Annotated in this window: 23 protein-coding genes; 10 read left to right on the top strand and 13 right to left on the bottom strand. The window is 72.2% G+C overall.

All coding sequences use genetic code 11. The features are described 5' to 3' along the window. Positions 1–34 precede the first annotated feature (34 nt). Positions 35–373 (top strand): metal-sensitive transcriptional regulator, encoded by a 339-nt coding sequence (locus tag ACIBN2_RS22775; protein ID WP_393871071.1) that lies wholly within the window; start codon positions 35–37, stop codon positions 371–373. Between the two features lie 20 nt (positions 374–393). Here ACIBN2_RS22775 and ACIBN2_RS22770 read toward each other — a convergent pair whose 3' ends face one another. From ACIBN2_RS22770 to ACIBN2_RS22735, 8 genes are all read right to left on the bottom strand, one after another. Further along, entirely contained in the window at positions 394–576 is a 183-nt protein-coding gene (locus ACIBN2_RS22770; RefSeq protein WP_384251197.1) for a hypothetical protein, read from the bottom strand. A 112-nt stretch (positions 577–688) separates the two neighbouring features. Then, positions 689–1,516, bottom strand: a complete 828-nt coding sequence (locus ACIBN2_RS22765; protein ID WP_399136635.1) for a hypothetical protein — start codon at positions 1,514–1,516, stop codon at positions 689–691. A 288-nt stretch (positions 1,517–1,804) separates the two neighbouring features. Further along, complete coding sequence (locus ACIBN2_RS22760; protein WP_399136634.1) at positions 1,805–2,215, bottom strand: NUDIX hydrolase; 411 nt, start codon at positions 2,213–2,215, stop codon at positions 1,805–1,807. 33 nt (positions 2,216–2,248) lie between these two features. Continuing rightward, the gene (locus tag ACIBN2_RS22755) at positions 2,249–3,328 is read right to left on the bottom strand and encodes a CHAD domain-containing protein (protein ID WP_399136632.1); all 1,080 of its coding nucleotides are present in this window, start codon (positions 3,326–3,328) and stop codon (positions 2,249–2,251) included. After that, entirely contained in the window at positions 3,309–5,543 is a 2,235-nt protein-coding gene (locus ACIBN2_RS22750) for an RNA degradosome polyphosphate kinase (protein ID WP_399136630.1), read from the bottom strand. The genes ACIBN2_RS22755 and ACIBN2_RS22750 overlap by 20 nt, the downstream gene beginning before the upstream one ends. Positions 5,544–5,845: 302 nt before the next feature. Next, a complete protein-coding gene (locus ACIBN2_RS22745; protein WP_399136628.1) occupies positions 5,846–6,802 on the bottom strand; it encodes a hypothetical protein in 957 nt (318 codons plus the stop codon). Further along, positions 6,799–7,719: an ATP-binding cassette domain-containing protein gene (locus ACIBN2_RS22740; protein ID WP_399136626.1), complete on the bottom strand. Its 921-nt coding sequence runs from the start codon at positions 7,717–7,719 to the stop codon at positions 6,799–6,801. Before ACIBN2_RS22740 ends, ACIBN2_RS22745 begins: the two co-directional genes overlap by 4 nt. Continuing rightward, positions 7,716–8,123: a GntR family transcriptional regulator gene (locus ACIBN2_RS22735; protein ID WP_399136707.1), complete on the bottom strand. Its 408-nt coding sequence runs from the start codon at positions 8,121–8,123 to the stop codon at positions 7,716–7,718. Before ACIBN2_RS22735 ends, ACIBN2_RS22740 begins: the two co-directional genes overlap by 4 nt. Positions 8,124–8,234: 111 nt before the next feature. Here ACIBN2_RS22735 and ACIBN2_RS22730 point away from each other — a divergent pair, with 111 nt between their 5' ends. The 5 genes from ACIBN2_RS22730 (at position 8,235) to ACIBN2_RS22710 (ending at position 12,714) form a co-directional block, all read left to right on the top strand. Next, entirely contained in the window at positions 8,235–8,786 is a 552-nt protein-coding gene (locus ACIBN2_RS22730; protein WP_399136624.1) for an RNA polymerase sigma factor, read from the top strand. Positions 8,787–8,853: 67 nt separating this feature from the next. Then, positions 8,854–9,669 (top strand): zf-HC2 domain-containing protein, encoded by an 816-nt coding sequence (locus ACIBN2_RS22725; RefSeq protein ID WP_399136623.1) that lies wholly within the window; start codon positions 8,854–8,856, stop codon positions 9,667–9,669. Further along, positions 9,666–10,526 (top strand): ABC transporter ATP-binding protein, encoded by an 861-nt coding sequence (locus tag ACIBN2_RS22720; protein WP_399136621.1) that lies wholly within the window; start codon positions 9,666–9,668, stop codon positions 10,524–10,526. Before ACIBN2_RS22725 ends, ACIBN2_RS22720 begins: the two co-directional genes overlap by 4 nt. Then, on the top strand, positions 10,523–12,046 hold the full coding sequence (locus tag ACIBN2_RS22715) for an ABC transporter permease (RefSeq protein ID WP_399136619.1): 1,524 nt from the start codon (positions 10,523–10,525) through the stop codon (positions 12,044–12,046). The genes ACIBN2_RS22720 and ACIBN2_RS22715 overlap by 4 nt, the downstream gene beginning before the upstream one ends. Beyond that, entirely contained in the window at positions 12,037–12,714 is a 678-nt protein-coding gene (locus tag ACIBN2_RS22710) for an ABC transporter (RefSeq protein WP_399136617.1), read from the top strand. Before ACIBN2_RS22715 ends, ACIBN2_RS22710 begins: the two co-directional genes overlap by 10 nt. Here ACIBN2_RS22710 and mshD read toward each other — a convergent pair. After that, on the bottom strand, positions 12,674–13,600 hold the full coding sequence (mshD, locus tag ACIBN2_RS22705; RefSeq protein ID WP_399136615.1) for a mycothiol synthase: 927 nt from the start codon (positions 13,598–13,600) through the stop codon (positions 12,674–12,676). The genes ACIBN2_RS22710 and mshD overlap by 41 nt on opposite strands. Positions 13,601–13,755: 155 nt before the next feature. Here mshD and ACIBN2_RS22700 point away from each other — a divergent pair, with 155 nt between their 5' ends. From ACIBN2_RS22700 to ACIBN2_RS22690, 3 genes are all read left to right on the top strand, one after another. Then, a complete protein-coding gene (locus tag ACIBN2_RS22700) occupies positions 13,756–15,558 on the top strand; it encodes a bifunctional metallophosphatase/5'-nucleotidase (RefSeq protein ID WP_399136613.1) in 1,803 nt (600 codons plus the stop codon). Between the two features lie 58 nt (positions 15,559–15,616). Further along, on the top strand, positions 15,617–16,783 hold the full coding sequence (locus ACIBN2_RS22695; protein ID WP_399136611.1) for a DUF2993 domain-containing protein: 1,167 nt from the start codon (positions 15,617–15,619) through the stop codon (positions 16,781–16,783). A 386-nt stretch (positions 16,784–17,169) separates the two neighbouring features. Next, a complete protein-coding gene (locus tag ACIBN2_RS22690) occupies positions 17,170–18,954 on the top strand; it encodes an ABC transporter ATP-binding protein (protein ID WP_399136609.1) in 1,785 nt (594 codons plus the stop codon). Positions 18,955–19,022: 68 nt separating this feature from the next. On the opposite strand, the gene ACIBN2_RS22685 is transcribed toward ACIBN2_RS22690, so the two are convergent. The 4 genes from ACIBN2_RS22685 to ACIBN2_RS22670 form a co-directional block, all read right to left on the bottom strand. After that, the gene (locus tag ACIBN2_RS22685; RefSeq protein ID WP_399136607.1) at positions 19,023–20,465 is read right to left on the bottom strand and encodes an ATP-binding protein; all 1,443 of its coding nucleotides are present in this window, start codon (positions 20,463–20,465) and stop codon (positions 19,023–19,025) included. Then, positions 20,462–21,199: a response regulator transcription factor gene (locus ACIBN2_RS22680; RefSeq protein WP_399136605.1), complete on the bottom strand. Its 738-nt coding sequence runs from the start codon at positions 21,197–21,199 to the stop codon at positions 20,462–20,464. Before ACIBN2_RS22680 ends, ACIBN2_RS22685 begins: the two co-directional genes overlap by 4 nt. A 128-nt stretch (positions 21,200–21,327) precedes the next feature. Then, a complete protein-coding gene (locus tag ACIBN2_RS22675; protein ID WP_399136603.1) occupies positions 21,328–21,534 on the bottom strand; it encodes a hypothetical protein in 207 nt (68 codons plus the stop codon). Positions 21,535–21,562: 28 nt separating this feature from the next. After that, entirely contained in the window at positions 21,563–22,702 is a 1,140-nt protein-coding gene (locus ACIBN2_RS22670) for a S1C family serine protease (RefSeq protein WP_399136601.1), read from the bottom strand. 257 nt (positions 22,703–22,959) lie between these two features. Here ACIBN2_RS22670 and ACIBN2_RS22665 point away from each other — a divergent pair, with 257 nt between their 5' ends. Further along, complete coding sequence (locus ACIBN2_RS22665; protein WP_399136599.1) at positions 22,960–24,708, top strand: trypsin-like serine protease; 1,749 nt, start codon at positions 22,960–22,962, stop codon at positions 24,706–24,708. Position 24,709: the final 1 nt, after the last annotated feature.

Here is a 24,709-nt window from a genome sequence, read left to right as displayed (position 1 = left end):
GGGTATATGTCCGCACGTCTTACGGGAGGACGCGATGACGACCACCGAGGCCGGCGCGACCGCGCCCTCCGACAACAGCGCACAAAACGTGACGCACGGGTACCACAAGCAGAAGGACGAACATCTCAAGCGCCTGCGCCGGATCGAGGGCCAGATCCGTGGCCTTCAGCGGATGGTGGACGAGGACACCTACTGCATCGACATACTCACCCAGGTCTCCGCCTCCACCAAGGCCCTGCAGTCCTTCGCGCTGCAGCTGCTGGAGGAGCACCTGCGGCACTGCGTCGCCGACGCCGCCGTCAAGGGCGGCGACGAGATCGACGCGAAGGTCGAGGAGGCCACGAAGGCGATCGGGCGGCTGCTGCGCACCTGAGTGCTTCGCGGCAAGCGGGGTCAGGCGTCCGTGTCCCCTGCGCGGGCGCGCTCTTCGGCCACTTTCAGCACCTCGTCGATGCTCTCCAGGCTGAGCCGCTCCTCCGCGGCCGAGGCCGCGATGATCAGCTCTCCGCACAGCTCGATCTCGGCGAGGGCCACGTGGTCCTGAACTGCCGTACCGCCGACCGGAGCCACGTGCATCACCTCATCTCTGCCGTTACCGACTTCCTAGAGTAGGGAGCGGCCTACGCACCGCGCATGGCACGGACGGGCTAGTTCTTGACGCCCGCCGGTCATCCTCGCGCACGGCCCGCTACTCGGCGATCTTCCCCGCGTAGATGTCCTTCGACGCCGGCAACCGTACGTCGACGGGGGCCCCGAAGTCGTACAGCAGGGTCGTCGAGGCGACCGCGACCGTGCTCTTCTCCCGTCCGTTGACGAAGCTGAACCGGTACCGGATCTTGCGGATGCGGCCCTGGTCGTCGAGGTAGGCGTCGAACGGCACCACGGCCGTGGCGAACCCTTTCGCCGCCGCGGCGAGCGAGGCGCGGACGCCTTCCGAGGCGCCCTTCGCCGCCGCCGCGAGGTCGGCGGTCCCGCGGTAGTGCCGCACCTCCACACCCGCGAACTCGGTGCGGCCGAGACCGGTCGCCGTGCGCGTCCCGAGCAGCAGCTCCGCCGCGGCGTAAGGGTCGGTGGCCCCGCCGGTCACCAGATTGCCGTCGGAGAGGGCGGCCGTGTCGACCCGTACCCATTTGTCGGCCGGCACGCCCGCGCCCCGGTTCTTCATGAACAGGGCGCCGGGGGCGAGGAGTTCGGTGATCGGGCGGTGCTCGGCGGTGCCGGCCGGCGTCTGCGGGAGCTGCACGCGCAGGCTGCCGACCTGCTTGCGGTAGTCGTAGCCGCCCTCGCCGCGGATGGTGACGCGGGTGCCGCCGGTGGCCATCTCCATCGACGTGCTGGCCTTCGACGTGCCCGCGTCCACCAGGATCCCGGCGGCGTGGCGCAGGGTCTCGACGGGGTCGGAGGCGCGTGGGTCCTCGGCTGCGGACCCGGTGCCGGCGCAGCCGGCGGCCCCCACGCAGACGCAGACCATCAGTCCCGCCGCGACGACCGTCCCCCTGTGCTGCAGCTCCGCCATCGCCTGTCTACCCCCAGCCGGTACGTCCGTCACGGGCCCGTTCCGCTTAACGACGGGTGGCAGGGGCCGTCACGCGCAGACGAAAGCCCGCTGCCGGAGGCAGCCGATGAATGCGGCACGCGGGCTCGGTAACGTTGTCACCGTGGCGCAGCCGGAACATCGCACGACGACGGTCGAACAGGGCCGGTTCTGTTTCGCACGGTGCAGCTGCGGGTGGCGCGGCCCCGCGCGCAGAGCCCGCAGCCAGGCCCGTACGGACGCCGAGGGGCATACGACCTCGGGGCAGGCCTAGCCCGGCGGCAGTTCGTCGACGAGGTTACGGTCGCGGAACTGCGTCAGGCGGCTGCGGGCCGCGGCGGGGGAGAGCCACAGGATGCGGTCCACCTCGTCGTTGGGCGTGAAGTGGCCGCCGGATGCCTCCGCCGCCCAGTAACGCACCTGCTTGGGGCGGCCGTTGACCATGTACCGCAGGGTGGCCAGCTCGCCCCCGGGGACGGCGGTGTACCCCGTCTCCTCCTCGACCTCGCGCAGCGCGCCCGTGATCGGGTCCTCGCCGCGCTTCAGCTTGCCCTTGGGGTGCGACCAGTCGTCGTACTTCGGCCGGTGGACGAGGCAGACCTCCAGCTCGCCGTCGACCGGCGAACGGCGCCACAGGACGCAGCCGGCCGCCTGGATGAGGGTGTCGTTGGTCTGGGTCACCGGCTCACCGCCTCCTTCGACGGGGTTCACAGCTCAGGACGTGCTCACCGCCTGTTTCTGCCAGCACTGCTGGAAGGCGAAGCGGGCCGCCTCCACCTCGTGCCGCTGGTCCGCGTGCAGCACCCCGAGTGCGTACGCGGTGGCCGGGGCGATGCGCGGGGTGCGGGCCGCCGAAGCCGCGGCGGCCGCGGCCTCGGAGGCGTCGCGATGGCGGTCGAGGGCCTGGCCCGCGGTCAGCAGGCGGACGTCGATGGGGCGCTGCGTGCCGTACAGCGCCTCGCGGGCGTAGCGGTGCAGCCGCAGCAGCAGCCGGACCTGGTGCCAGGGGGCGTCCTGGGGGTGCGGCGAGGGGTCCGGGGAGAGGCCGTGGATCAGGGCCTCCGCGTTGTACGGGCTGCCCGCGGTGACGAGCGGCAGCGCGGCCACGGCGTCGGTCAGCCGCTCCTCGGCCGCGGCGGCCTGCGGGCGGAGGTCGGCCGTGTGCGCGGCGGCGGTGAGCGGGACCTCGCTGGCCAGGACGGCGACCGTGTCGGCGACGGCGTGGAAGCGGGAGGAACCCAGTGCCTGGAGCGCGGTGCTGTGGGCCCTTGTCCGGGCGAGGGTGAGCTGGCGTTCGAGCAGGGCTCCCGCCTTTGCCGCGCCGACGGTCAGGTTGCCGCGGTCCGCCGTGGGCGTGTCCCGGCCGCCCCCAGCCGCGTCGACGGCGGCGGACATGCCCGCCGTGGCCGCCGCCTGGGCCGGGAAGGCCGCCGCCCCCGACAGCCTGTGCAGCGCCAGCAGCAGTCGTTCCAGGCGTGCCGCGTAGGCGTGTTCCATCGACAACGTCCCCGACAGCCAGGCCAGTTCGGGACGCAGGCCCTCGGACCAGTCGGTCTCCAGCAGGGGGCGGAAGGTGTGCAGGCTGCCGCTGATGCGGCGGACCGAGCGGCGCAGGGCGCGCGCCGCGTCGACGGGATCCTCCGTGCCGCCGTGTGCCGCGGCGCCGGACTCCCGGTGCTGCCGCAGGGCGCGAAGGAACTCCGTGGCCTGGGCCCGCAGGTAGCCCGCGAGGGCGTCACCTGTGGGGGCGGGCCCGGCCGTGGGGTCCGTCGGGTCAAGGTGTTGCTGTGCCACGCCGGCGCCTCCGGGCGTCTATGAGCATCTCCTGGACATTGCGCAGGGGTTGGCCGTCCGCGTCGGTGGCGTGCCGGACCCAGTCGCCGTCCGGCCCGAGGTGCCAGGAGGAGGTGGTGTCGGACATGCCCGTCTCCAGCAGCCGGTTCAGGGCTGCGCGGTGGGCCGGGTCGGTGACCCTGACCAGGGCCTCGATACGGCGGTCGAGGTTGCGGTGCATCATGTCGGCGCTGCCGATCCACACCTCGGGCTCGCCGCCGTTGCCGAAGGCGAAGACCCGGGAGTGTTCGAGGAAGCGGCCGAGGACCGAGCGGACCCGGATGTTCTCCGACAGGCCCGCGACGCCCGGCCGGATGGCGCAGATTCCGCGCACCCAGATCTCGACCGGCACGCCCGCCTGCGACGCCCGGTAGAGCGAGTCGATGACGGCCTCGTCGACCATCGAGTTGACCTTGATGCGGATGAAGGCGGGGCGGCCCGCACGGTGGTGCTGGGCCTCCTTGTTGATCCGCGAGATCAGGCCGTCACGCAGGGACTTGGGGGCGACCAGGAGACGGCGGTAGGTCTCCCGGCGCGAATATCCCGACAGGCGGTTGAAGAGGTCCGAGAGGTCGGCGCCCACCTGGGGGTCGGCGGTGAGCAGGCCGAGGTCCTCGTAGAGCCGCGCCGTCTTCGGGTGGTAGTTGCCGGTGCCGACGTGGCTGTAGCGCCGTAGCGTGTCGCCTTCCTGGCGCACCACCAGGGAGAGCTTGCAGTGCGTCTTGAGGCCGACCAGGCCGTAGACGACGTGGCAGCCGGCCTCCTCCAGCTTGCGCGCCCACTTGATGTTGGCGTGCTCGTCGAACCGGGCCTTGATCTCGACCAGCACCAGGACCTGCTTGCCGGCCTCGGCGGCGTCGATGAGCGCGTCGACTATCGGGGAGTCGCCGGAGGTGCGGTACAGGGTCTGCTTGATGGCGAGGACGTCCGGGTCGTTCGCCGCCTGCTCCAGGAACGCCTGCACGGAGGTGGAGAAGGAGTCGTACGGGTGGTGCAGCAGGACGTCCCGGCTGCGCAGCGCCGCGAAGATGTCGGGCGCGGACGCCGACTCGACCTCGGCGAGGTCGCGGTGCACACCGGCGATGAACTTGCGGTACTTCAGCTCGGGGTGGTCGAGACCGGCGATGCGGAAGAGGCCCGTGAGGTCGAGGGGACCCGGCAGCGGGTACACCTCGGCCTCGGAGATCTTCAGCTCGCGGACCAGCAGGTCCAGCACCTCGCGGTCGATGGACTCCTCGACCTCCAGCCGTACCGGCGGCCCGAAGCGGCGCCGCATGAGCTCCTTCTCCAGGGCCTGGAGCAGGTTCTCGGCGTCGTCCTCCTCGACCTCGAGGTCCTCGTTGCGGGTGAGCCGGAAGGCGTGGTGCTCCAGGACCTCCATGCCCGGGAACAGCTCCTCCAGGTGGGCCGCGATGACGTCCTCGATGGGGACGTAGCGGCCGGGGGAGCTCTCCAGGAAGCGGGACAGCAGCGGCGGCACCTTGACGCGGGCGAAGTGCCGGTGGCTCGTGACGGGGTTGCGCACGACGACGGCCAGGTTCAGGGAGAGGCCGGAGATGTACGGGAAGGGGTGCGCCGGGTCGACCGCCAGCGGGGTCAGGACCGGGAAGATCTGGTGCCGGAAGAGCGTGAACAGGCGTGCCTGCTCCTTCTCCGTCAGCTCGCTCCAGCGGACGAGGTGGATGCCCTCCTCCGCGAGCGCGGGGGCGACGTCCTCGTGGTAGCAGGCGGCGTGCCGGGCCATGAGTTCGCGCGAGCGGGCCCAGATCATCTCCAGCACTTCACGCGGCTGCAGGCCGGACGCCGAACGGGTGGCGACACCGGTGGCGATACGGCGCTTCAGACCGGCCACCCGGACCATGAAGAACTCGTCCAGGTTGCTGGCGAAGATCGCGAGGAAGTTGGCCCGTTCGAGCAGGGGGGTGTTCGGGTCCTCGGCCAGCTCCAGGACGCGTTCGTTGAACGCGAGCCAGCTTCGCTCCCGGTCGAGGAAACGACCCTGCGGCAGCTGGGGCCCGTCGTACGGCGACTCCTCGTACGCGTCGAGGTCCGCATCGATGTCGGGTTCCAGGTCGGATACCGCGGCGGCCACCGTGTGCGGGCGGTGCGCGGCTATGGAGCCCACGGAGGGCTGCGCGTGCTGGACCTGTGCCTGGGCGGTGTCGTGCTGACTCATGAACCCATTCTTCCGCGCCATGGGCGATACAGGCGCGTCGGAAAGCGCGGGAGGGAGGGCGTTCACGGAGCCGGGGCCTGTCCCGGGTCCCCTTTGGGCGTCCCCGTTCCCCGCGGGCCCCTCTGGGGGTGGCGAAGGCTTCGGCACGGAGGGCGTCATTGGCCGAGCGTCGCAAGTCCGTCTGAACCGTTGGTTACGGCGACATGGCGTGCGGGATATCTGGGGGCGGCTCCCGGGCGTCTACGTCGTCGGCGGCGACGTAAGTCCTCGCAGCGGAGCCGCACCCAGAGCATACGGACGTGTCACACGGCGCGGCGGCGCAGTACGGCGAAGGCCGCGGTGACGGCGAGGGCCGTGAGGGCCAGCAGGACGCCGGTCTCCAGCAGCTGGCGGGGCCAGTAGTCGGGGGACGGGAGGTACTCGCGGCCGAAGCGGGCGATGTGGTGCGCGGCGAGGCAGTGGCGGTCGCTGTAGCAGCCCGGGTCGGCGACCTTGGCACCGGAGGTGTCGATCGCCCAGCTGTGGGAGTACGGCTCCGGCTGCGTGTAGCGGCCCTGGAAGGGCCAGTGGTTGCCGCGGAACGCGTAGACCAGGAAGTAGGCGAACCCGGAGAGCGCGAGCGCGGGCAGCGTGCGGCGCACCGCGAGACCGATGAGCGCGCCGAGGGCGAGGCCCAGCAGCGGCGCGGCGACGGTGGCCGGGCCGAGCGAGAAGTAGAGGGCGCGGGGCGTGATGCCGGCCACCAGCAGGTTGCTGTGGGCGTCCCACAGCCGGTGGTACAGCGCGGCCAGCAGGCTGTTGCCGAGGACGAGGAAGCACGCGGGCACCGCGAGTTTGGCGGCGAGCCAGCGTGCGGGGGAGACGGACTGCGTCCAGGCCAGCCGGGCGGTGCCGTCCTCCAGCTCGCGGGTGATCAGCGGCCCGGCCGCGAACAGGGCGACGGCGAAGGAGGCGAGCGTGATCAGGGTGTCGGGGTCGTAGAAGAGGTCGTTGTACGCGCCCGAGGTGAAGGCGAACAGCGTCTGCGAGCTCGAGGACGCCTCCAGGACTCCGCCGTAGCCGAAGGCCTCGAGCTTGCGCTGGGTGGCGTCGGCGGCGGGGCCGGTCAGCCACAGCAGGAAGCCGGCCGTGGCGGCGACGAAGGCGAGCCAGACCCACAGGGCGGTCCGGTGCAGGCGCAGCACCGTCCAGACCAGGCCGCGGGGACGGGTGAGGACGCGGCGGGCGGACGCGGGGGACGTGAGCGTGGCGGTGGTCATGCCGTCACCGCCACGGGGGCCGCGGCCGTGCTCGGGGTGAGCAGGGCGGGGACGTCGGGGGAGCGCAGATGGGCGAGCAGGAGTTCCTCCAGGGACGGTTCTTCGGTGGCCCAGGTGCCCTCGACCGGGCCGTCGCGGCGGATCAGCGCGGTGGTGCCGCGGCCGGTCGCACGGGACTCGACGACCGTGTGCGGGGCGAGGTCGGCGGGAGTGCCGCGGCCGGTGACCACGGTGTGCGCGGCGAGCAGGTCGTCGATGCCGCCGCCGAGCCGTATCCGGCCGCCGGTCAGGAGCAGCAGGTGGTCGCAGGACTCGGCGAGCTCGCTGACGATGTGCGAGGACATCAGCACGGTGGTGCCGTGTTCGGCGGCGTCCGCCATCAGCGTGCCCATGAGCTCGTGCCGGGCGAGCGGGTCGAGGTCGGCCATCGGCTCGTCGAGCAGCAGCAGCTCGGGCCGCTTGCCGAGGGCGAGGGCGAGCGCGACGCGGGTGTGCTGGCCGCCGGAGAGGCCGCCCACCTTCAGACCGGGGTCGAGCGCGCCCTGCTCCACGATGGCGGCGGCGCGGGCCGCGTCCCAGCGGTCCGGGTTGAGCTCGGCGCCCAGGCGCAGAGTCTCGGCGATGGTCAGCCGCTGGTAGAGCGGCTTGTTCTGCCCCAGGTACGCGACCCGGTCGCGGCGGTCGCCGGGCGTGGCGCCGAGCACGGTGAGCGTGCCGGAGGTCGGCCGCAGCAGACCGGCGGCGAGTGCCAGCAGGGTCGACTTGCCCGCTCCGTTGGGGCCGACCAGTGCGCTGATCCGGCCGGCGGGCAGGCGGAAGGAACAGCCGTCGAGGGCCGCGGGGGCCCTTCGGCCGTACCTCATGCCGAGCCCGGTCGCCTCCAGGGCGACGGCCGGGGTGGTGCTCGTGGAACTCACTGGTCCCCCTCAGGGAAGAGCTCGTCGGATTTCGGGAAGTGCGCGTCGAGGACGGCGCCGAACAGGGCGTCGGCGTCCTCGCGGTCCAGTCCGGCCGCGCGGGCGCGCTGCGCCCAGGCGTCGAGTTCGGCCCGCAGGGGCGAGTCGGCCGGCTGCGTGCCGAGCGTCCTGCGGACGAAGGTGCCGAGCCCGCGGCGTGCCTCGACCAGACCCTCGCGCTCCAGCTCGCGGTAGGCCTTGAGGACCGTGTTGGGGTTGACGGCGGTGGCCTCGACCACCTCGCGGGCCGTGGGGAGTTTGTCCCCCGGCTCCAGCAGGCCCAGCCGGAGGGCCTGCTTGGTCTGCTGGACGATCTGGACGTAGGTGGCGACGCCGGAGCGCCGGTCGATGCGGTACTCGACCACCCGTACAACCACCCTTTCACTAATTGAGTAGTGAAAGGGTGGTGCAAGGGGTGCGGCAAAGTCAAGCGCGATCCTGTGAACCGATGCGGCCGGGCCGTCCGATGAGGAGACGTGAGCGAAACGAGAACCGACGGTGAGCTGCTGCGCGCCGTCGCCGAGGACGGCGACCGGCGCGCCTTCGAGGAGCTGTACCGGCGGTACGCGCCCTGGCTGACCGCGCGCCTGCGCGGCCGCTGCGCCGACGCCGGTGTGGTCGACGACGTCGTGCAGGAGACGTTCCTCGCGATCTGGCGGGGCAAGGCCCGCTACCGCGAGGAAGGCCGCTCCGAGGACGCGGCCGGGTGGCTGTGGCGCATCGGCTCGCGGCGGCTGATCGACGCGCTGCGCGGCGACGGGGCGCGCGGCCGGCTGCGGCAGGCGCTCGCGCGGCTGCGGCACCGGGACGAGGCGTCCGCGGAGGAGCGCGTGCTCGCGGGGGTGGAGCACGGGGACCTCGCGGGCGCCCTGGTCCGGCTCTCGCCGGAACTTCGGGCGGTCCTGCAGGCCACGGTCATCGACGGGCTCACCACCCGCGAGGCGGCCGTCCTGCTGGGGATTCCGCCCGGCACGGTCAAGACGCGGGCGATGCGGGCCCGGAAGCAACTGCGGGAGGCGCTGGCATGAGCAGGCAGCTATCCGATCGGGTCCGCGGCGCCGCCCGCGCCCGTCAACTGACGCGGGAGGTGGCGGCATGACGTGGCACGTCGCCGAAGAGGATCTACGGGCCTACGCCCAGGGCGAGTTGGCGCCGCCCCTGCTCTGGTCGGCCGACACCCACCTGGTCGCCTGCGCACAGTGCAGGGCCGTGCTCGCGGGCGTCGGCGACCCCGCGACGCTCGACGCCGGCTGGGAGCGGCTGGACGCCGAGCTCGACGCGCCCCGGCCCGGCCGGCTCGAGTCGCTGCTGGTGCGGCTGGGGATCGCCGACCACACCGCACGCCTGCTCACGGCCACCCCGGTGCTGCGCCGCTCCTGGCTCGCGGCGGTGGTGTTCCTGCTGGTGACGACGGTCGGGGCGGTGTACACGGCCGGTTCGCCCACCCTGTTCCTCGCCCTCGCGCCGCTGCTGCCGCTCGCCGGGGTCGCGCTCGCCTACGGGCCCGCGATGGACCCGACGTACGAGATGGCGGTCGTCGCCCCGCTGCACGGCTTCCGACTGCTCATGATCCGTACCGTCGCCGTCCTCGCCACCGGCATCGGGCTCAACCTCCTGGCCACGCTCGCCCTGCCGTCCTACGGGCTGCGCGCCCTCGCCTGGCTGCTGCCCGCCCTCGCCCTGACCGCGACCGGGCTCGCGCTGACCCCGCGGCTCGGGCCGGTGCTCGCGCCGTCGCTGGTCGGCGCCGCATGGGTCGCGCTGCTCGCCGCCCAGGCGGGCGGCGACCGCACGCCCGTTCCGTTCACCGCCGCCGGACAGGGCGCCGCCGCCGTACTGGCCGCCCTCGCCGTGGGGCTGCTCCTCCTCGTACGTGACCGCTTCGACTTCTTCTCCGGGAGTGCCGCATGACCCCCACCGTCTCCGCCTCAGGGCTGAGCCTCCGCTACGGCGGGACCCGGGCCCTGGACGACGTGTCGCTGCGGCTGACACCGGGCGTGACCGGGCTGCTCGGGCCCAACGGGGCCGGAAAGACCACCCTGTTGCGGGTGCTGGCCACGGCCGTGCCCGCCGACCGGGGCGCCTTCACCGCGCTCGGCCACGACCCTGCCACGGCCGGCGGCCGGCAGGAGGTGCGCCGCCGGCTCGGCTATCTGCCCCAGGCGCCCGGCTTCCACCCGGACTTCACGGCCTTCGAGTTCGTCGACTACGTGGCGATCCTCAAGGAGCTGACGGACCGGGCCGCGCGCCATCGCGAGGTGCGCCGCGTCCTGGACGAGGTCGACCTCGCCGGCGTACGCGGCAAGCGCATCAAGAAGCTGTCCGGCGGGATGCGGCAGCGGGTCGCGCTGGCCGCCGCACTCGTCGGCGACCCGGGCTTCCTGGTGCTGGACGAGCCGACCGTCGGCCTCGACCCCGAACAGCGCATGCGCTTCCGGGAGTTGATCGCGCAGGCCGGAGAGGGCCGCACGGTCCTGCTGTCCACGCACCAGACCGAGGACGTGGCGATGCTCTGCCACCGCGTGCTGGTGATGGCGAGCGGCCGCATCCGCTTCGACGGCACCCCGGCCGAGCTGACCGCGCAGGCGGCCGGCCGGGTGTGGAGCAGCGCCGAACGCGACCCCGGCGCGAAGGCCGGTTGGCGCACCGGCACCGGCTCCTTCCGCAATGTCGGCAGTCCGCCCGAAGGCGCCGACCTGCTCGAACCCACCCTGGAGGACGGCTACTTGCTCACCCTGGACGACGCGGGCGCGGAGGTGGCGGCATGACCGCGGTACTGGAGGAGACCTCCGTCGAGGTGCGGAGCGCGGGCCGCCGGGGCTCCTGGGCGGCCGTCTTCGCCCTGGCCCGTTTCGAGGCACGCCGGCTGCTGCTGAGCATCCCGGTGCTGCTCGCCCTGGCGGTGTACGCCGCCTGGATCGTGTGGCAGACCCCCGACTTCGAGAACGGCTACCCCGCGCTCCAGGACGCCGACCGGGCCACCCAGAGCACCCCGCTGCTGGTCGGCCTCGCGGTGCTGGTGTGCGCCAACCGCGCGGTGCTGCGCTCCGTACGGCGCGACACGGAACGCCACTTCGCCGTCCTGGTGCTTCCGCGGTCCCTGCGTACGGCGGCCCACGCCCTCGCCGTCGTCCCGGTGGCCCTGCTCACCGCCGTCGGCGTGCTCGGCCAGTTCGGCTGGGCGGCGCTGAGCTCCGGCGCGGTCGGCAGCGGTTCGCCCGGCGAACTGCTCGTCGGACCGCTGACGGTGCTGTTGTTCGGCATGCTGGGGGTGCTGGTCGCCCGGCTCGTGCCGTCGCTGATCGCGGCGCCGATGTTCATCGTGCTGCTGCTCGTGCTGTTCGTCGGCGGAGGGTTCCCCGCGGGCGGCGGCGAGCGCGGCACGCGCTGGCTGGAGCCGGTCGTGAGCGTGGCGAACTCCAAGGCGCTGCCGTCCGCACTGATGGACCGGCCCGCCGCCTGGCACGCCCTCTACCTCGCCGGGCTCGCCCTGACCGTGGCGCTGCTCGCGGTGCTGGCGGGCGGCGGCTGCGGCTGGACCCTGTCGGGCGCCCTGGCGGCCGCCGTGGCGCTCGCGCTGACCGGCGGCATCCTGCAGACCGGCGCCCTGCCCGCCGCGACGAAGGCGGCACGGGAGCGGGCCTCGGTCTCCCCCGAGAAGGAGCAGCCCTGCGTCAGGCGCGGGACCTCCACGTACTGCGCCTTCCCTGAGTGGACGCCCCGGGCGGACACCTGGGCAGGCGTGGTGCGCGACGTGCAGTCCGGGGCCGGCGGCGCCGCCCACACCCAGCCCCTCGTCGTGCGGCAGCGCATCGACGCCCGCTACGGCCTGGACAGCGATGCGGCGATCGAGCCGTCCACGACCCCGCACCAGGTGACGGTCGGCACCGCCTGGGGCGGCAACCGGGTCCCCGAGTTCTCGGCCGCCGTCGCCGCCGTGCTGGTCGCGGGCGACGAGAAGGCGGCGGGCTCGCTGTGCGACGGCCGGATGGTGACCGTCATGTGGCTCGCCCTGAACCGCCTGCCCGACCCGATGACCTCGCTGCGCAACGTCCGCCTCGACGACAGCGTGACCGGCTCGGCGATCGTCCTGTCGCCGACGGACCCGATGAACATGACGGCGGGTCAGACCGACGTCGTACGGGAGCTGCTGGGCAGGCCGGCCGGGTCCGTGGCCACGCGCGTGAAGGCGCACTGGGCGGAGCTGACGGCGCCGAAGGTGACGACCGCGCGGGTCGCGCAGCTGCTGGGCGTGACCGCACCGAAGGCGGCGGACAAGTGCGAGTGACAAGGGAGTTGGCCCTCCCCGTCCTGCGCGCGCTGCCGTGGCGGGCGCCGGCGGCGGGGGCCGGCCTCGGGCTGCTGATCGCCGGGGCGCAGCGGCTGTCGGGCGGTACGCCCGAACCCTCGCTCGCCCTGACCCTGCTGCGCACCGCGATCCTCGCGTACGCGCTGGGCCTGGCCTTCCTCCTGGACGACCCGGCCCGTCACACCACCGCCACGGTGCCGACCCGCCGCGCCCTGCGCACGGCCCTCAGGCTCGCGCTCGTCGCGCCGGTCACCGCCCTGTGGTGGACGGCCGCGCTCCTCCTCGTCCCTTCGCAGGTACGGCCCCCGGTGGGTGCCGTCACCCTCGAGGCGGCGGCCACCTGCGTCCTGGCCCTCGCGGCCGGCGCGGCGGCCGTCCGCCTGTCGGACGCCCCGGCGCCGGGCCCGTCGGTGGCGGCGGCCCTCCTCTTCGCGGCCGTCGTCACCCCTCTGCTCCTGCCGTGGCGGTGGGACCTGCTGGTCCAGCTCGGGGACGAGCGGTGGGGGGCCGCGCACGAGCGGTGGGCGTGGGTGCTGGTCGGGGCGGCGGTGCTGTGGGGACTGTGCCTGCCGGAGCCGTTGCGGCGCCGGCCTGCCGGCGCCCGGATCAGGTTTCCGTCCGGTACATCAAGTCCGTCTCGTACGTGACGAATCCCAGCCGTTCGTACACCGACACCGCCGCCTTGTTGTCCCCGTCGACGTAGAGCATCGCGGCCGGCAGCCCCTGGGCCGCCAGGTGCCGCAGGCCGATCGCCGTGAGGGCCTTGCCGAGGCCGCCGCCCTGCACACCCGGCCGCACACCGAGGACGTACACCTCGCCGAGCTGTTCCGCCGCGTGGACCTTCGTCCAGTGGAAGCCGACGAGTTCCCCGCCGCGGAAGGCGAGGAAGAAGCCCGCGGGGTCGAACCACGGCTCGGTCATGCGGGCTTCGAGGTCGCGCTGGGTGAGGGAGCCCTGCTCGGGGTGGTGGGCGAAGGCGGCGGAGTTCACCGCGAGCCAGTCGGCGTCGTCGGTGCCGGGCACGAAGGCACGGACCGTGACGTCCGCCGGGAGCACCGGCTCCGGCAGGTTCAGGTCGCGCAACGACCGCCGCATCTGGCGCAGTTCGCGGAAGAGCGTGAGCCCGAGCACCTGCGCGAGGTGCCGCGCCGCCGCGTGCCCGCCGTGCGCCCAGACCCGAAGCCGCTTGCCGGAGGCGGCGAGCAGCGCCGAGCCCAGCGCCCGCCCGTGGCCCTGCCCGCGGTGCGAGGGGTGGACGACGAGCTCGGCGGCCGGTGCCTCCACCGGGTCGGTGTCCTCCAGCTGGGCGTAGCCGACGAGTTCGTCGCCCACGTTCAGCAGGAGATGCGACACGCCCTCGCGCGCGCCGCCGCGCAGCTGGAGCCGGCCTTGCTCGGACACCGCCTGCTGGCCGTCCTCGCGGGCGGCGTCGGCGAGCAGGGAGAGCACGGCCCCGGTCTGCTCCGGGGTGAGCACGGAGTAGGTCTCGATGGAGCGGTTCCGGCCGGGCCGGGCGGTGTCGTCGCTGGTCATGCGTATGAGGGTAGTTGGCGCGAGGCGCAAAGTGGCGGTCAAGGGAGAGGCAAAGGGAAACCAGGATGTAACCACGTATCCCTTTTCGCGCTACGCGCGTTGACCCTATTCTGCGCCGGACGGTCCACTTCCTCAGCAGACCTACAGGGGGGCGTATGTCAGCCACTTCCCAGCCGAGTCCGCGCCACAGACGGACGCTCCGTCTCGTCGCCGCGGCCGCCGGTCTCGCCACCGCCGGAGCGCTCGCCGCAGCGCTTCCGGCCGACGCGCACGAGTCCAAGGGCGGCGGCCACCACGGCCCGAGCCGCTACCAGGACGTGCAACTGCTGTCCTTCAACGACCTGCACGGCAATCTGGAGCCGCCGGCCGGCTCCTCCGGGCGGGTCACCGAGCTCCAGCCCGACGGCACGACGAAGACCGTCGACGCGGGCGGCGTCGAGTACCTCGCGACCCACCTGCGCGACGCCCGCAAGGGCCACCCGTACTCCGTCACCGCGGCCGGCGGCGACATGGTCGGCGCCTCCCCGCTGATCTCGGGCCTGTTCCACGACGAGCCCACCATCGAGGCGCTGAACAAGCTCGACCTGGACGTCACGTCCGTCGGCAACCACGAGTTCGACGAGGGTGCGAAGGAGCTGGCCCGCCTGCAGAACGGCGGCTGCCACCCCACCGACGGCTGCTACACCGACAAGAAGTTCAAGGGCGCCGACTTCCCGTACCTCGCCGCCAACGTCCTCGACGAGAAGACGGGCAAGCCGATCCTCAGGCCGTACTGGGTCTGGAAGAAGAACGGCGTCAAGATCGGCTTCATCGGCGTGACGCTGGAGGGCACCCCCGACGTCGTCTCCGCCGAGGGCGTCAAGGGCCTGAAGTTCAAGGACGAGGTCGAGACGATCGACAAGTACGCCAAGGTGCTGCAGAAGCAGGGCGTGAAGTCGATCGTCGCGCTCATCCACGAGGGCGGCTTCCCGGCCTCGGGGGCCTACAACTACGACTGCGACTCCGCGGGCGCGGGCAGCGGCATCTCCGGCCCGATCGTCGACATCGCCAAGAACATCACGCCGGCCGTGGACGCCCTGGTCACCGGGCACACCCACAACGCGTACGTCTGCACGATCCCCGACCCCTCGGGCAAGCCCCGCATGGTCACCTCGGCCGCGTCCTTCGGCCGCCTCTACACGGACACGACGCTGACGTACGACCGCGTCACGGGTGACATCGCCCGTACGTCGGTGAAGTCGGCGAACCACGTGGTCACGCGGACCGTCGCCAAGGCGCCCGACATGACCGCGCTGATAGGCAGGTGGAACACCCTCGCGGCGCCGATCGGCAACCGCCCCATCGGCTACATCTCGGCCGACGTGCCGAGCACCGGCACCGAGTCCCCGATGGGCGACCTCATCGCCGACGCCCAACTGGCGTACGGCAAGGAGCTGGACCCGGAGACCGACCTCGCGCTGATGAACCCGGGCGGCGTGCGGGCGGGCCTGACCTACCAGGCCACCGGCAGCGAGGGCGACGGCGTGGTGACCTACGCCGAGGGCTTCACGGTGCAGCCGTTCTCCAACACCGTGAACCTTCAGGACTTCACCGGCGCCCAGCTGGTCCAGGTCCTCAAGGAGCAGGTGAGCGGCGGGAACTCGAGCTCCCCGAAGGTCCTCCAGCCGTCGTCGGGCCTGACGTACACCCTGGATCTGACGAAGACCGGCGCGGACCGGGTCGTCACCGACTCCATCAGGCTGAACGGCGCCGCGATCGACCCGGCCGCCACCTACCGCGTCGCGACCAACAGCTTCCTCGCCGGCGGCGGCGACGGCTTCACGACGTTGGGACAGGGCACGAACGACCTGGTCGGCACGGACGACCTGACGGCCCTGGAGAAGTACATGACGGCCAACTCCTCGGCGTCGAGCCCGATTTCACCTCCCGTGCCCGGCCGGATCACGATCGTGAGCTAGCTCGCACAGCGGCGGTAGAGGTTGCGTGTGGGGCCGGTGCGCATGATCGGATGGTTCGATGCGTACCCCCCACATATCGACGCATGCCGGTATAAACATCTTTGACGCCTTCGACGGTTTTGTCGCGAACGAGGGTGAGGAGGACGAGGAGCCCTGGGCCCCGCCCAACCACCGGCGAGGCAGCCGCCGCCGCAAACGCGGCCGCCTCGCCGGACTGCCCCTCGTGCTCAAGGCGGTGGCGGGCCTCTGTGTCCTCACCGCCTTCCTCACGCTCGCCGACCGCTGGGCGCTGCTCTACGCCGAACACCGCGCGGCCGAGGTCCTCAAGGACCGGATGAAGCTGACCGCGGCGCCCGAAGTGGACATCGCCGGATTTCCCTTCCTCACCCAACTCGCCGACGGGCGGCTGCAGTCGGTGCGGGTGACCGTGCCGGACGTCGCGGCCTCCAGGGTCACGCTCGCCAAGGTCACGGCCACCGCACACGACGTACGGCTGGACGCCCCCGACGGGCCGACGTCCGTACGGGGCGCGGGAATTCCCCGGCTCGACGGCGACGTCCTGCTCTCCTTCGCCGACCTCAACCGTGAACTCGGCGCCTCCCAGGTCACGTTCACCGGCCGAGGGCATGACCGGGTGCTGGCCCGCGGTACCTTCCCGGTGGCCGGCCACGACCTCCGGCTGCGTGCGGACGCCCGCATCGGCCGCGACGGCGACCACGGCATCGCCACGCAGATCGGCGGCATGCAGCTGGACATCGGCGACCTGGCGACCTACCGGCCCGGCACCCGGGCCTCCGAGGGCCTGCACCTGACCCACCGCTCCGTCGCGCGCCTCACGCGCGAGACGCGCAAGGCGAAGGCGCTGTTCTCGGTCCCGGCGGTGATCCGGCGGCTCGGCGTGCCCGACCCCGTCGTACGCGAGGCCCTGCGCTCCGACGACAAGCTGGCGCGGGTGACCGGCACACCGCGCTTCATCCACCGGGCCATGCGCCTGAACCTGATCGACCTGGCCCTGTCCCACCCCGCCCTGCTCAAGCGCCTCGGCTTCGACCCGGCCCTGCTGAACGAACTGCCCCGGCTCACCCGCCCCGTCCTCGCCGACCGCCTCTCCCTCGGCTTCCGGCTGCCGGCACCGCACCGCGGCGCGCTGCGGCTCAGGGACGTACGCGTGGAGAAGGACGGGATCAGGGTGCGGATCGTGGGCGCGGGTCTGGCCGTCGGATAAATCCTGTGTGAATGCGGGTTCGGTTCCCGGGTTTCTCTGAGATTTTAGTTTCAGAGGCAATGCACATTCGTTCTTATTGACTTCCAAGGCAAATTCGCTTTTCCGCCTTCGGAAATGCCGTAGTGTTTTCCATGTCGAAAGCGAACAACGCGAAAGCGAAGGAGAACACCATGAGCTTCCACAAGATCGCCCCGGTGAAGAAGGCCCACAAGCCCGCTCCGGCCCCGAAGAAGAAGGCGCCGAAGAAGCCCGCCCCGAAGCGGCCCGTCGGCCACAAGCACTGAGTTCCCGCGCGAGGCGGGGCCACCGGTCGCAGCGAACATGCGCTCGCGCCGGTGGCCCCGCCTCGGCCATTTCCAGGGCCTTGCGCCCGAAGGGAGTCGACCATGAGCGAGGTCCGTGCGGCATTCCGCCGTTTCTGGCCGCTGACCCGCGGCGACCGCAGATGGCTAGCGGTGATCGTCGGGTGCGTGGTGGTGGCCGCGCTCGCCGAGACCGCCTCGATCCTGCTGTTCGCCGAGCTCACGGACCATGCCCTGAAGGCCGGTTCGCTCGCCGCCTTCTGGGGCCCGGCGGGCGCCTGGCTGGGCGTGGCCGCGCTCGGCGCGCTCGTCGGCTACCTCGGCAACTCGCTCGCCACCTGGACCGCCGAGAGATTCGTGCTGCGGCTGCGGGCGGGCGTGTTCCGGCACGTCCAGCGGCTCCCTCCGCACTTCTTCCAGCGGCACCGCCACGGCGACCTGGTGGAGCGGCTGACCGGTGACGTCGAGGCCATCGAGCAGCTGGTCGTCTCCGGCGTGGCCGGCACGGTCTCCGCCGCCTTCTCGGCCGTCTTCTACGCGGCCGCCGCCCTGTATCTGCGCTGGGACCTGGCCCTGGCCACCTTCGTCCTCGCGCCCCTGTTCCTGCTCGCCGCCCGCCGCTTCTCCGGCCGTATCAGGACCGCCTCTCAGGACGAGCGGGTCGCCGACGGCGCGATCACCTCCGTGGTGGAGGAGTCGCTCGGCAACATCGTCCTCACCCAGGCGTACAACCGCGGCCGGGACGAGGAGCAGCGGCTCGACCGCGAGGCCCGCGCCTGGATGAAGGCGTCCGTGCGGGGGGCCCGGCTGAGCGAGATGTACGAGCAGTTCGTCGAGGTCGTCGAGACGCTGTGCGTCCTCGCGGTGATCGGCCTCGGCGTCTGGGAGATCTCGGCAGGCCGCATGACCCTGGGCCAGCTCCTGGCCTTCGCCGCCTTCATCGGCTACCTCTACCCGCCGGTCCGCAGCCTCGGCCAGCTCGGTCTCACCCTCACCGCCGCGACCGCGGGGGCCCAGCGCCTGAACGAGATCCTCGACGCGAGGCCCGCCGTCACCGACCCCGCCGCACCGGTCCCCGCGTGGCCGGTGCGCGGCTGGGTCGCCTTCCACGACGTGTCCTTCCGCTACCCCGCCTCGCCCCGCGCCTCCCTGCGCGACGTGACCTTCACCGCGGGCCCCGGTGAGCTGGTCCTCGTCACCGGCTCCAGCGGCGCCGGCAAGTCGACCCTGTCCAAACTCCTCACCCGCTTCTACGACCCCTCGCAGGGCACCATCACCCTGGACGGCGTCCCGCTCACGGACATGAGCCTGGAGTTCCTGCGCGAGAACGTGGTCCTGCTGCCCCAGGAGACGCTCGTCCTCAGCGGCACGATCCGGGAGAACATCGCCTGCGGACGGCCCGGCGCGAGCGACGCCGAGATCGAGCGGGCGGCCCGGGAGGCGGCGGCGCACCACTTCATCGACGCCCTGCCCGAGGGCTACGACACCCACCTCGCGCCCGGCACGGCCGCCCTCTCCGGCGGCCAGCTCCAGCGCATCGCCATCGCCCGCGCGATGCTGCGCACCGCACCGGTCCTCGTCCTGGACGAGCCGACGGCGGGCCTGGACGCGGTCGCCGCACGCCAGGTGGTGCAGCCGCTGCGCAGGCTGGCGGCGGGCCGAACGACGATCATGATCACGCACGATCTGAGCCTCGCGCCGGACGCGGACAGGATCCTGGTCGTCGACAACGGCCGGCTGGTGGAGGCGGGCACCCACCGGGAACTCCTCGCCGGGCGGGGCGCCTACGCGCGGCTCGCCGAGCCACTGCCGGACGCCGCGGCCGACGTACCGCCGGCGCACGACGAGACCATGATCCTCAGGTGGTAGCCCGGAGGGTGTGGCCGAGGGGGACGGAGGCGGATCCGCCGGCGGTGGCGGTCGCCCACCCGGGCCCGCTACGGCGCCTCCGGGGCCTCCGGCGGCGGTATGGGTGCCCCCGGCAGCCGTACCGTCACCGCCGTGCCGCCGCCCTCGGCCCGTTCCAGCGTGACCTCGCCGCCGGCCTGCTGGATGGTGCGGGCCACTATGGACAGGCCCAGACCCGAGCCCGGCAGCGCGCGTGCGCTGGGGGAGCGCCAGAAGCGGTCGAAGACGTGGGGGAGTTCGTCGGCGGCGATGCCGGGGCCGTGGTCGCGGACGGTCAGGATGCCGCTGCCGAGCTCCACCTCGATCGTGCCGTGCTCCGGGCTGAACTTCACCGCGTTGTCGAGGATGTTGACGATCGCCCGCTCCAGCGCGGCCGGCTCCGCCCGTACGTACCAGGGCTGCAGGTCCGCCTTGATCGTCAGCTCCGGGCCGCGCAGCCGGACGCGGCGCAGCGCTGCCTCCACGGTGTCCTCCATCGAGACGACCTGCACGCGCTCGCCGCGCTGGCCCTCCGACCGCGACAGCTCCTGAAGGTCGCCGATCAGCGCGGCCAGTTCGGTCATCTGCGCCTTCACGGACGCGAGCAGCGCCTTGCGGTCCGCCTCCGGCAGGGGGCGGCCGGTCTCCTCGCTCCGGCTGAGCAGCTCGATGTTCGTCCGCAACGAGGTGAGCGGGGTGCGCAGTTCGTGCCCGGCGTCCGCGATGAGCTGCTGCTGCAGTTCACGGGAGCTGGCCAGGGCGGACGTCATCGAGTTGAACGATCGCGACAGCCGCGCGACTTCGTCCTCGGCGTCGTCCTCCACGGGAATCCGCACACTCAGGTCCTCGGTCCGCGCGACGGTCTCCACGGCCTCCGTGAGCTTGTCCACGGGCCGCAGCCCCGCCCGGGCGACGGCCAGTCCTGCCGCGCCCGCGCCGAGCACTCCGACACCGGAGACGAGGAGAAGGATGAGGGCGAGTTCGTTGAGGGTGGACCGGGTGCTGCTGAGCGGGGTCGCCAGGAGCACGGCGACCCCCTTCGAGTCGTTCGTGTCGACGCCCAGGTACAGGGTCAGCACCCGTACCGCGTTGCCGTCCTCGTCCGTGCCGTCACGGAACAACCCGGCATTGGGCTTGGCGTCCCTGATGACCTTCTTGTCGGCGCCGGTGACCTTGACCGTGCCGGGGGAGTTCGGGTCGACGCAGGGGCGGCCCTGTTCCTTGATCGCCTGGACGTAGTCGTTCCGGCCGTGGAACGGCTGGGTGTTCTCCTGCGGGGTCTGCGTGCACCTCGCCAGCAGCGCCTGGACCGTACCGGGCCGCCGGGCCATGTCCCTCAGGTCGCCGTCGACCTGGTCGTACAACTTCCCCTGCACGATGAACCAACAAGTCACCGAAACGGCCGCCACCGCGAAAGCCACCGCGGCAGCGACGAGCATCGCCAGCCGCGACCGGATCGGCAGCGTCTGGAAGCGTCGCAGGACCTTCCTCACTCCGCGCCGCCCTGGCGCAGCGCATACCCCACCCCGCGCACCGTGTGCACGAGGCGCGGCTCGCCGCCCGCCTCGGTCTTGCGGCGCAGGTACATGACGTAGACGTCGAGGGAGTTGGACGAGGGCTCGAAGTCGAAGCCCCACACGGCCTTCAGGATCTGCTCGCGCGTGAGGACCTGCCGCGGGTGGGCCATGAACATCTCCAGGAGCGTGAACTCGGTACGCGTCAGCTCCACCGGCCGCCCGCCCCGCGTCACCTCCCGCGTCGCCAGATCCATCCGCAGGTCCGCGAAGGACAGTGCCTCGTCCTCCTGGTCCGTGCCGGCGAGGGCGGCCGCCGCGTAGGAGCTGCGGCGCAGCAGCGCGCGGACGCGGGCGAAGAGCTCGTCCAGCTCGAAGGGCTTGACCAGGTAGTCGTCCGCGCCGGCGTCGAGACCGGTCACGCGGTCACCCACCGTGTCCCGCGCCGTGAGCATCAGGATCGGCGTCGTCGTGCCGGCACCGCGCATGCGGCGCGCGGCGGTCAGGCCGTCCATGCGCGGCATCTGGATGTCGAGGACGACCAGGTCGGGCTGGTACGCGGTCGTCTTCTCCAGGGCGTCCGCGCCGTCCACGGCGACCTCGGTGGCGTACCCCTCGAAGGCGAGGCTGCGCTGGAGTGCTTCGCGCACCGCCGGCTCGTCGTCGACGATCAGGATGCGCTGGGGGTCACGGTCGCCATCGGCGGGGCTCATGGGCTTCGGGTTCCTCGGGTGCGGTGGATCGGCAAGGGGCTGAAAGTACCTGTATCTGCTTGAACCTGGTGAACGCCTTCAGCCTCGCATGTTTCCCCGCGGTCTCGTACGGAGCAGGGGATGCGCGGTCAGCCGCGCAGCGCCGCCAGGTGGTTCAGCGGCACCTTGCGCCGGTGCGGGCGGGCCCCGGAGGTGCGCAGGCCCATCAGCTGGGGAACCGCCACCACCTCGGGCGCCCGGCCCACGGGCGCGTGCAGTTCGTACGCCACCTCCAGGGCCAGGGCGAGGCCGGCGGGGTCGAGGCCGGACACCGGGTGGGACACCCGCTTGATCATGACGTGCTCCCTTCTGGTGCGTACAAGGTCAGTTGCCGCTGCCGCCCGCCCTGAGCGTGGCCAGGTCGGACTTGACGGTGTTGATCGGGATGGCGAAGCCGAGGCCGACGCTGCCGGCGTCGGAGGATCCCGAGGACGACTGTGAACTGGCGCTGTACATCGCGGAGTTGATGCCGATGATGTTGCCCGCGGCGTCGATCAGCGCGCCGCCGGAGTTGCCCGGGTTGAGCGAGGCGTCGGTCTGGATCGCCTTGTACGTCGTCGTCGAGGAGCCGGTGTCGCCGTTGAACTGCCGGCCACCGAAGGAGAACGGCCACTGGCCGTTGCCGCCGCCCTGCCCCTGCCCCTGGCCCTGTCCCTGGCTCTCGTCGGTCGAGACGGTCACGTCGCGGTTGAGCGCGGAGACGATGCCGCTGGTGACCGTGCCGCTCAGGCCCTCGGGGGAGCCGATCGCCACGACCGTGTCGCCGACCTGCACGCCGCTGGAGTTGCCGAGGCTGGCGGCCTTGAGGCCGGAGGCGTTCTCCAGCTTGATCAGGGCGAGGTCCTTCTTGCTGTCCGTGCCGACGACCTTCGCGGTGTAGCTCTTGCCGCTGTTGGTCGTCACCTTGATCGACGAGGCGCCGGAGACGACGTGGTTGTTGGTGACGATCTCGCCGTCGCTGGTGATGATCACGCCGGAGCCGGTGGACTGGCCGGCGTTCGAGGTGGCGCTGATCTCGACCACGCTCGGGCTCACGGCCGCGGCGATGGTGGCGACGTCGCCCCTCTTGCTGGAGGGCACCACGTTCGTGCTGGTGCTGCTGGAGGCGACGGTGTCGCTGCCGGTCAGCTGCTGGAAGGCGTACGCGGTACCGCCGCCGACGGCCGCGGCGACGATCGCCACGGCGGCCAGCAGGGCGACCGGTCCCCGGGTCCGCTTCGTGCGCGCCGGAGCCGGTGCGGACCCGGCGGACGCGGGGTCGGCGGCCAGGGGGGCCGTACCGCCGCCGTAGCCGCCACCGCCGTGGCCGCCACCGTCACCGCTGTATCCCGGCGGCTGCGCCGGCGGGGGCGGCCACTCGGGGTTCACGGGGGAGGGGGCGGGCTGCTGCCGGGGGTACGCGTGCTGCTGCCCGCCCTGGTAAGGGTCCTCGTACTCGCCGCTGCGGCGGAAGCTCTCGGTCATGGAGAAAGCTTGTCCCGTGACCATGAGAGTCCGCTGAGTGCTTCCTGAGAAGCCCGGCAGAACCTCGTTTGCCCGATATAAAGACGCGGCACGGCCGGGGCCGAAGGGAAACGGGAAGTTGCCGTGACGTGAGATCACGGAAGGCGGCGGGCGAATACTTCCCGGGTTTGTGTAAGCCCTGTGTAAAGCGTGATCAGTGGGGCGCAATCTTGGTCGGTACACGCTCTTTTACTCATCAACCATCACAGGAGACCTAGGTGATACGTGCCCTGCGCGGCCGCCTCAGACGCCCCGCCACGGCGTTTCCCGCGGCCGCCCTCGCGCTCGCCCTCAGCTGCGCCGGCGTCCTCGCCGCCCAGCCGGCGAACGCGTCGGACGGACTGCCCGACCCTGGTGTGAGGGCCCAGCAGCAGACCGCCCCGCAGCCCACCGTCCCGGACCAGGAACTGCACTCCCGCGTGATCAAGGCCGCGGAGAAGACGGCCACACCGAGGACGGCCAAGGCGAGCCCGTTCATCATCGGCGGCAGCGAGACGACGATCTCCAGCGCGCCGTGGATGGTCCAGCTCGCCTACTACGACGACACCACCGGCGACGGCTACTTCTGCGGCGGCGCCCTGGTCGCCCCGAACAAGGTCCTCACCGCCGCCCACTGCGTCGCGGGCCTGGACTGGGTGAAGAACGGCGCCGTCCTGGCCGGGACGACCGACCTGTACGACTCCACGAACGGCACCGTGGCGGGTGTGTGGCGCCAGTGGAACCACCCGAAGTACAGCTCCACGGCCATCCAGAACGACATCGCGGTCCTCACCCTGGACCGCCCGCTGGACATGCCGACGCTGCAGCCGGCCTCCTCGAGCGACGACGCGCTCTACACGGCGGGCCGTGACTCCGTCGTCTACGGATGGGGCCTGACCTCCGGCGCCGACGGCGCGGACCTGTCGGCCAAGCTGAAGACCGCGACGCTGCCGCTGGTCGCCGACTCGACCTGCAACAGCGCGATGCAGAGCGTCCTCGGGGAGGACGACTTCGCCGAGGGCTCGATGCTCTGCGCGGGCACCCCGGCCACCGGCGGCGACGCCGGCACCACCACGCCCTGCAACGGCGACTCCGGCGGCCCGCTGGTCTCCGGCGGAAAGATCATCGGCATCGTGTCCTGGGGCGTCCAGGGCTGCACCGCCGAGGGCGCCTACCCCGTCTTCACCAAGGTGAAGGCGTACACCTGGGCCGCCCAGCCGCGCATCGACGACACCGACCTGTCCTACGACGGCAAGGCCGACCTGCTGGCCCGCACCCCGTCCGGCAACCTCTTCGAGCAGGACAGCAAGGGCACGTCCCTCGCGCAGCGGGCCTACACCGGCAACGGCTGGGAGGGCATCAGCTGGGGCCTGCAGGCCGACCTGGACCGGGACTTCTACCAGGACCTGATCGTCCGCGACAAGGCCGACGGCAAGCTGCACCGCAGCTACTTCGACCACTCCACGGGCGAGTTCACGTGGATGCAGATCAGCTCGGTGTGGGGCGGCTACACGTCGTACGCCATCCCCGGCGACCTCACCGGCGACGCCCGCCCCGACCTGGTCGCGGTGGACTCGGACGGCTCGGTCTACCTCTACCCGGGCAAGGGCACCGGCGAGTTCTACGGCCGCGTCAAGGTCGTCGACAAGGCATGGAAGGGCGTGAAGATCTTCGGCCACGGCGACCTGTCCGGCGACGGCAAGCCCGACCTGCTGGTCCGCAACAGCTCGGGTGTGCTGTACCTGTACCGCGGCACCCAGCAGGAGCACACGCCGTGGTCGTCCCGCATCCAGGCCCGTACCGGCTGGAACTTCACGTCCTACGTGGCGAACGGCGACGTGACGGGTGACGGCGTCGCCGACGTCATGGCCCGCGACTCGGGTGGCACGCTGTGGCTGTACCCCGGCACGAACAAGGCGTCGAGCGGCCTGTTCGGCTCGCGCGTCAAGCTGGGGACCGGCTTCAACCAGTACAACCTGCTGTTCTGAG

The organism is Streptomyces sp. NPDC050534 (assembly GCF_044457745.1).
Lineage (GTDB): Bacteria > Actinomycetota > Actinomycetes > Streptomycetales > Streptomycetaceae > Streptomyces.
The sequence above is the reverse complement of the archived record's forward strand: the minus strand, read 5'-3'. Positions and strand labels throughout refer to the sequence as shown.

Bases quoted from the DNA above. Each gene is read 5' to 3' on its own strand.
- ACIBN2_RS22775 (WP_393871071.1), top strand. From the start codon at position 35: ATGACGACCACCGAGGCCGGCGCGACCGCGCCCTCCGACAACAGCGCA.
- ACIBN2_RS22770 (WP_384251197.1), bottom strand. From the start codon at position 576: ATGCACGTGGCTCCGGTCGGCGGTACGGCAGTTCAGGACCACGTGGCC.
- ACIBN2_RS22765 (WP_399136635.1), bottom strand. From the start codon at position 1,516: ATGGCGGAGCTGCAGCACAGGGGGACGGTCGTCGCGGCGGGACTGATG.
- ACIBN2_RS22750 (WP_399136630.1), bottom strand. From the start codon at position 5,543: ATGAGTCAGCACGACACCGCCCAGGCACAGGTCCAGCACGCGCAGCCC.
- ACIBN2_RS22745 (WP_399136628.1), bottom strand. From the start codon at position 6,802: ATGACCACCGCCACGCTCACGTCCCCCGCGTCCGCCCGCCGCGTCCTC.
- ACIBN2_RS22725 (WP_399136623.1), top strand. From the start codon at position 8,854: ATGACGTGGCACGTCGCCGAAGAGGATCTACGGGCCTACGCCCAGGGC.
- ACIBN2_RS22720 (WP_399136621.1), top strand. From the start codon at position 9,666: ATGACCCCCACCGTCTCCGCCTCAGGGCTGAGCCTCCGCTACGGCGGG.
- ACIBN2_RS22715 (WP_399136619.1), top strand. From the start codon at position 10,523: ATGACCGCGGTACTGGAGGAGACCTCCGTCGAGGTGCGGAGCGCGGGC.
- mshD (WP_399136615.1), bottom strand. From the start codon at position 13,600: ATGACCAGCGACGACACCGCCCGGCCCGGCCGGAACCGCTCCATCGAG.
- ACIBN2_RS22700 (WP_399136613.1), top strand. From the start codon at position 13,756: ATGTCAGCCACTTCCCAGCCGAGTCCGCGCCACAGACGGACGCTCCGT.
- ACIBN2_RS22695 (WP_399136611.1), top strand. From the start codon at position 15,617: ATGCGTACCCCCCACATATCGACGCATGCCGGTATAAACATCTTTGAC.
- ACIBN2_RS22690 (WP_399136609.1), top strand. From the start codon at position 17,170: ATGAGCGAGGTCCGTGCGGCATTCCGCCGTTTCTGGCCGCTGACCCGC.
- ACIBN2_RS22680 (WP_399136605.1), bottom strand. From the start codon at position 21,199: ATGAGCCCCGCCGATGGCGACCGTGACCCCCAGCGCATCCTGATCGTC.
- ACIBN2_RS22675 (WP_399136603.1), bottom strand. From the start codon at position 21,534: ATGATCAAGCGGGTGTCCCACCCGGTGTCCGGCCTCGACCCCGCCGGC.
- ACIBN2_RS22670 (WP_399136601.1), bottom strand. From the start codon at position 22,702: ATGACCGAGAGCTTCCGCCGCAGCGGCGAGTACGAGGACCCTTACCAG.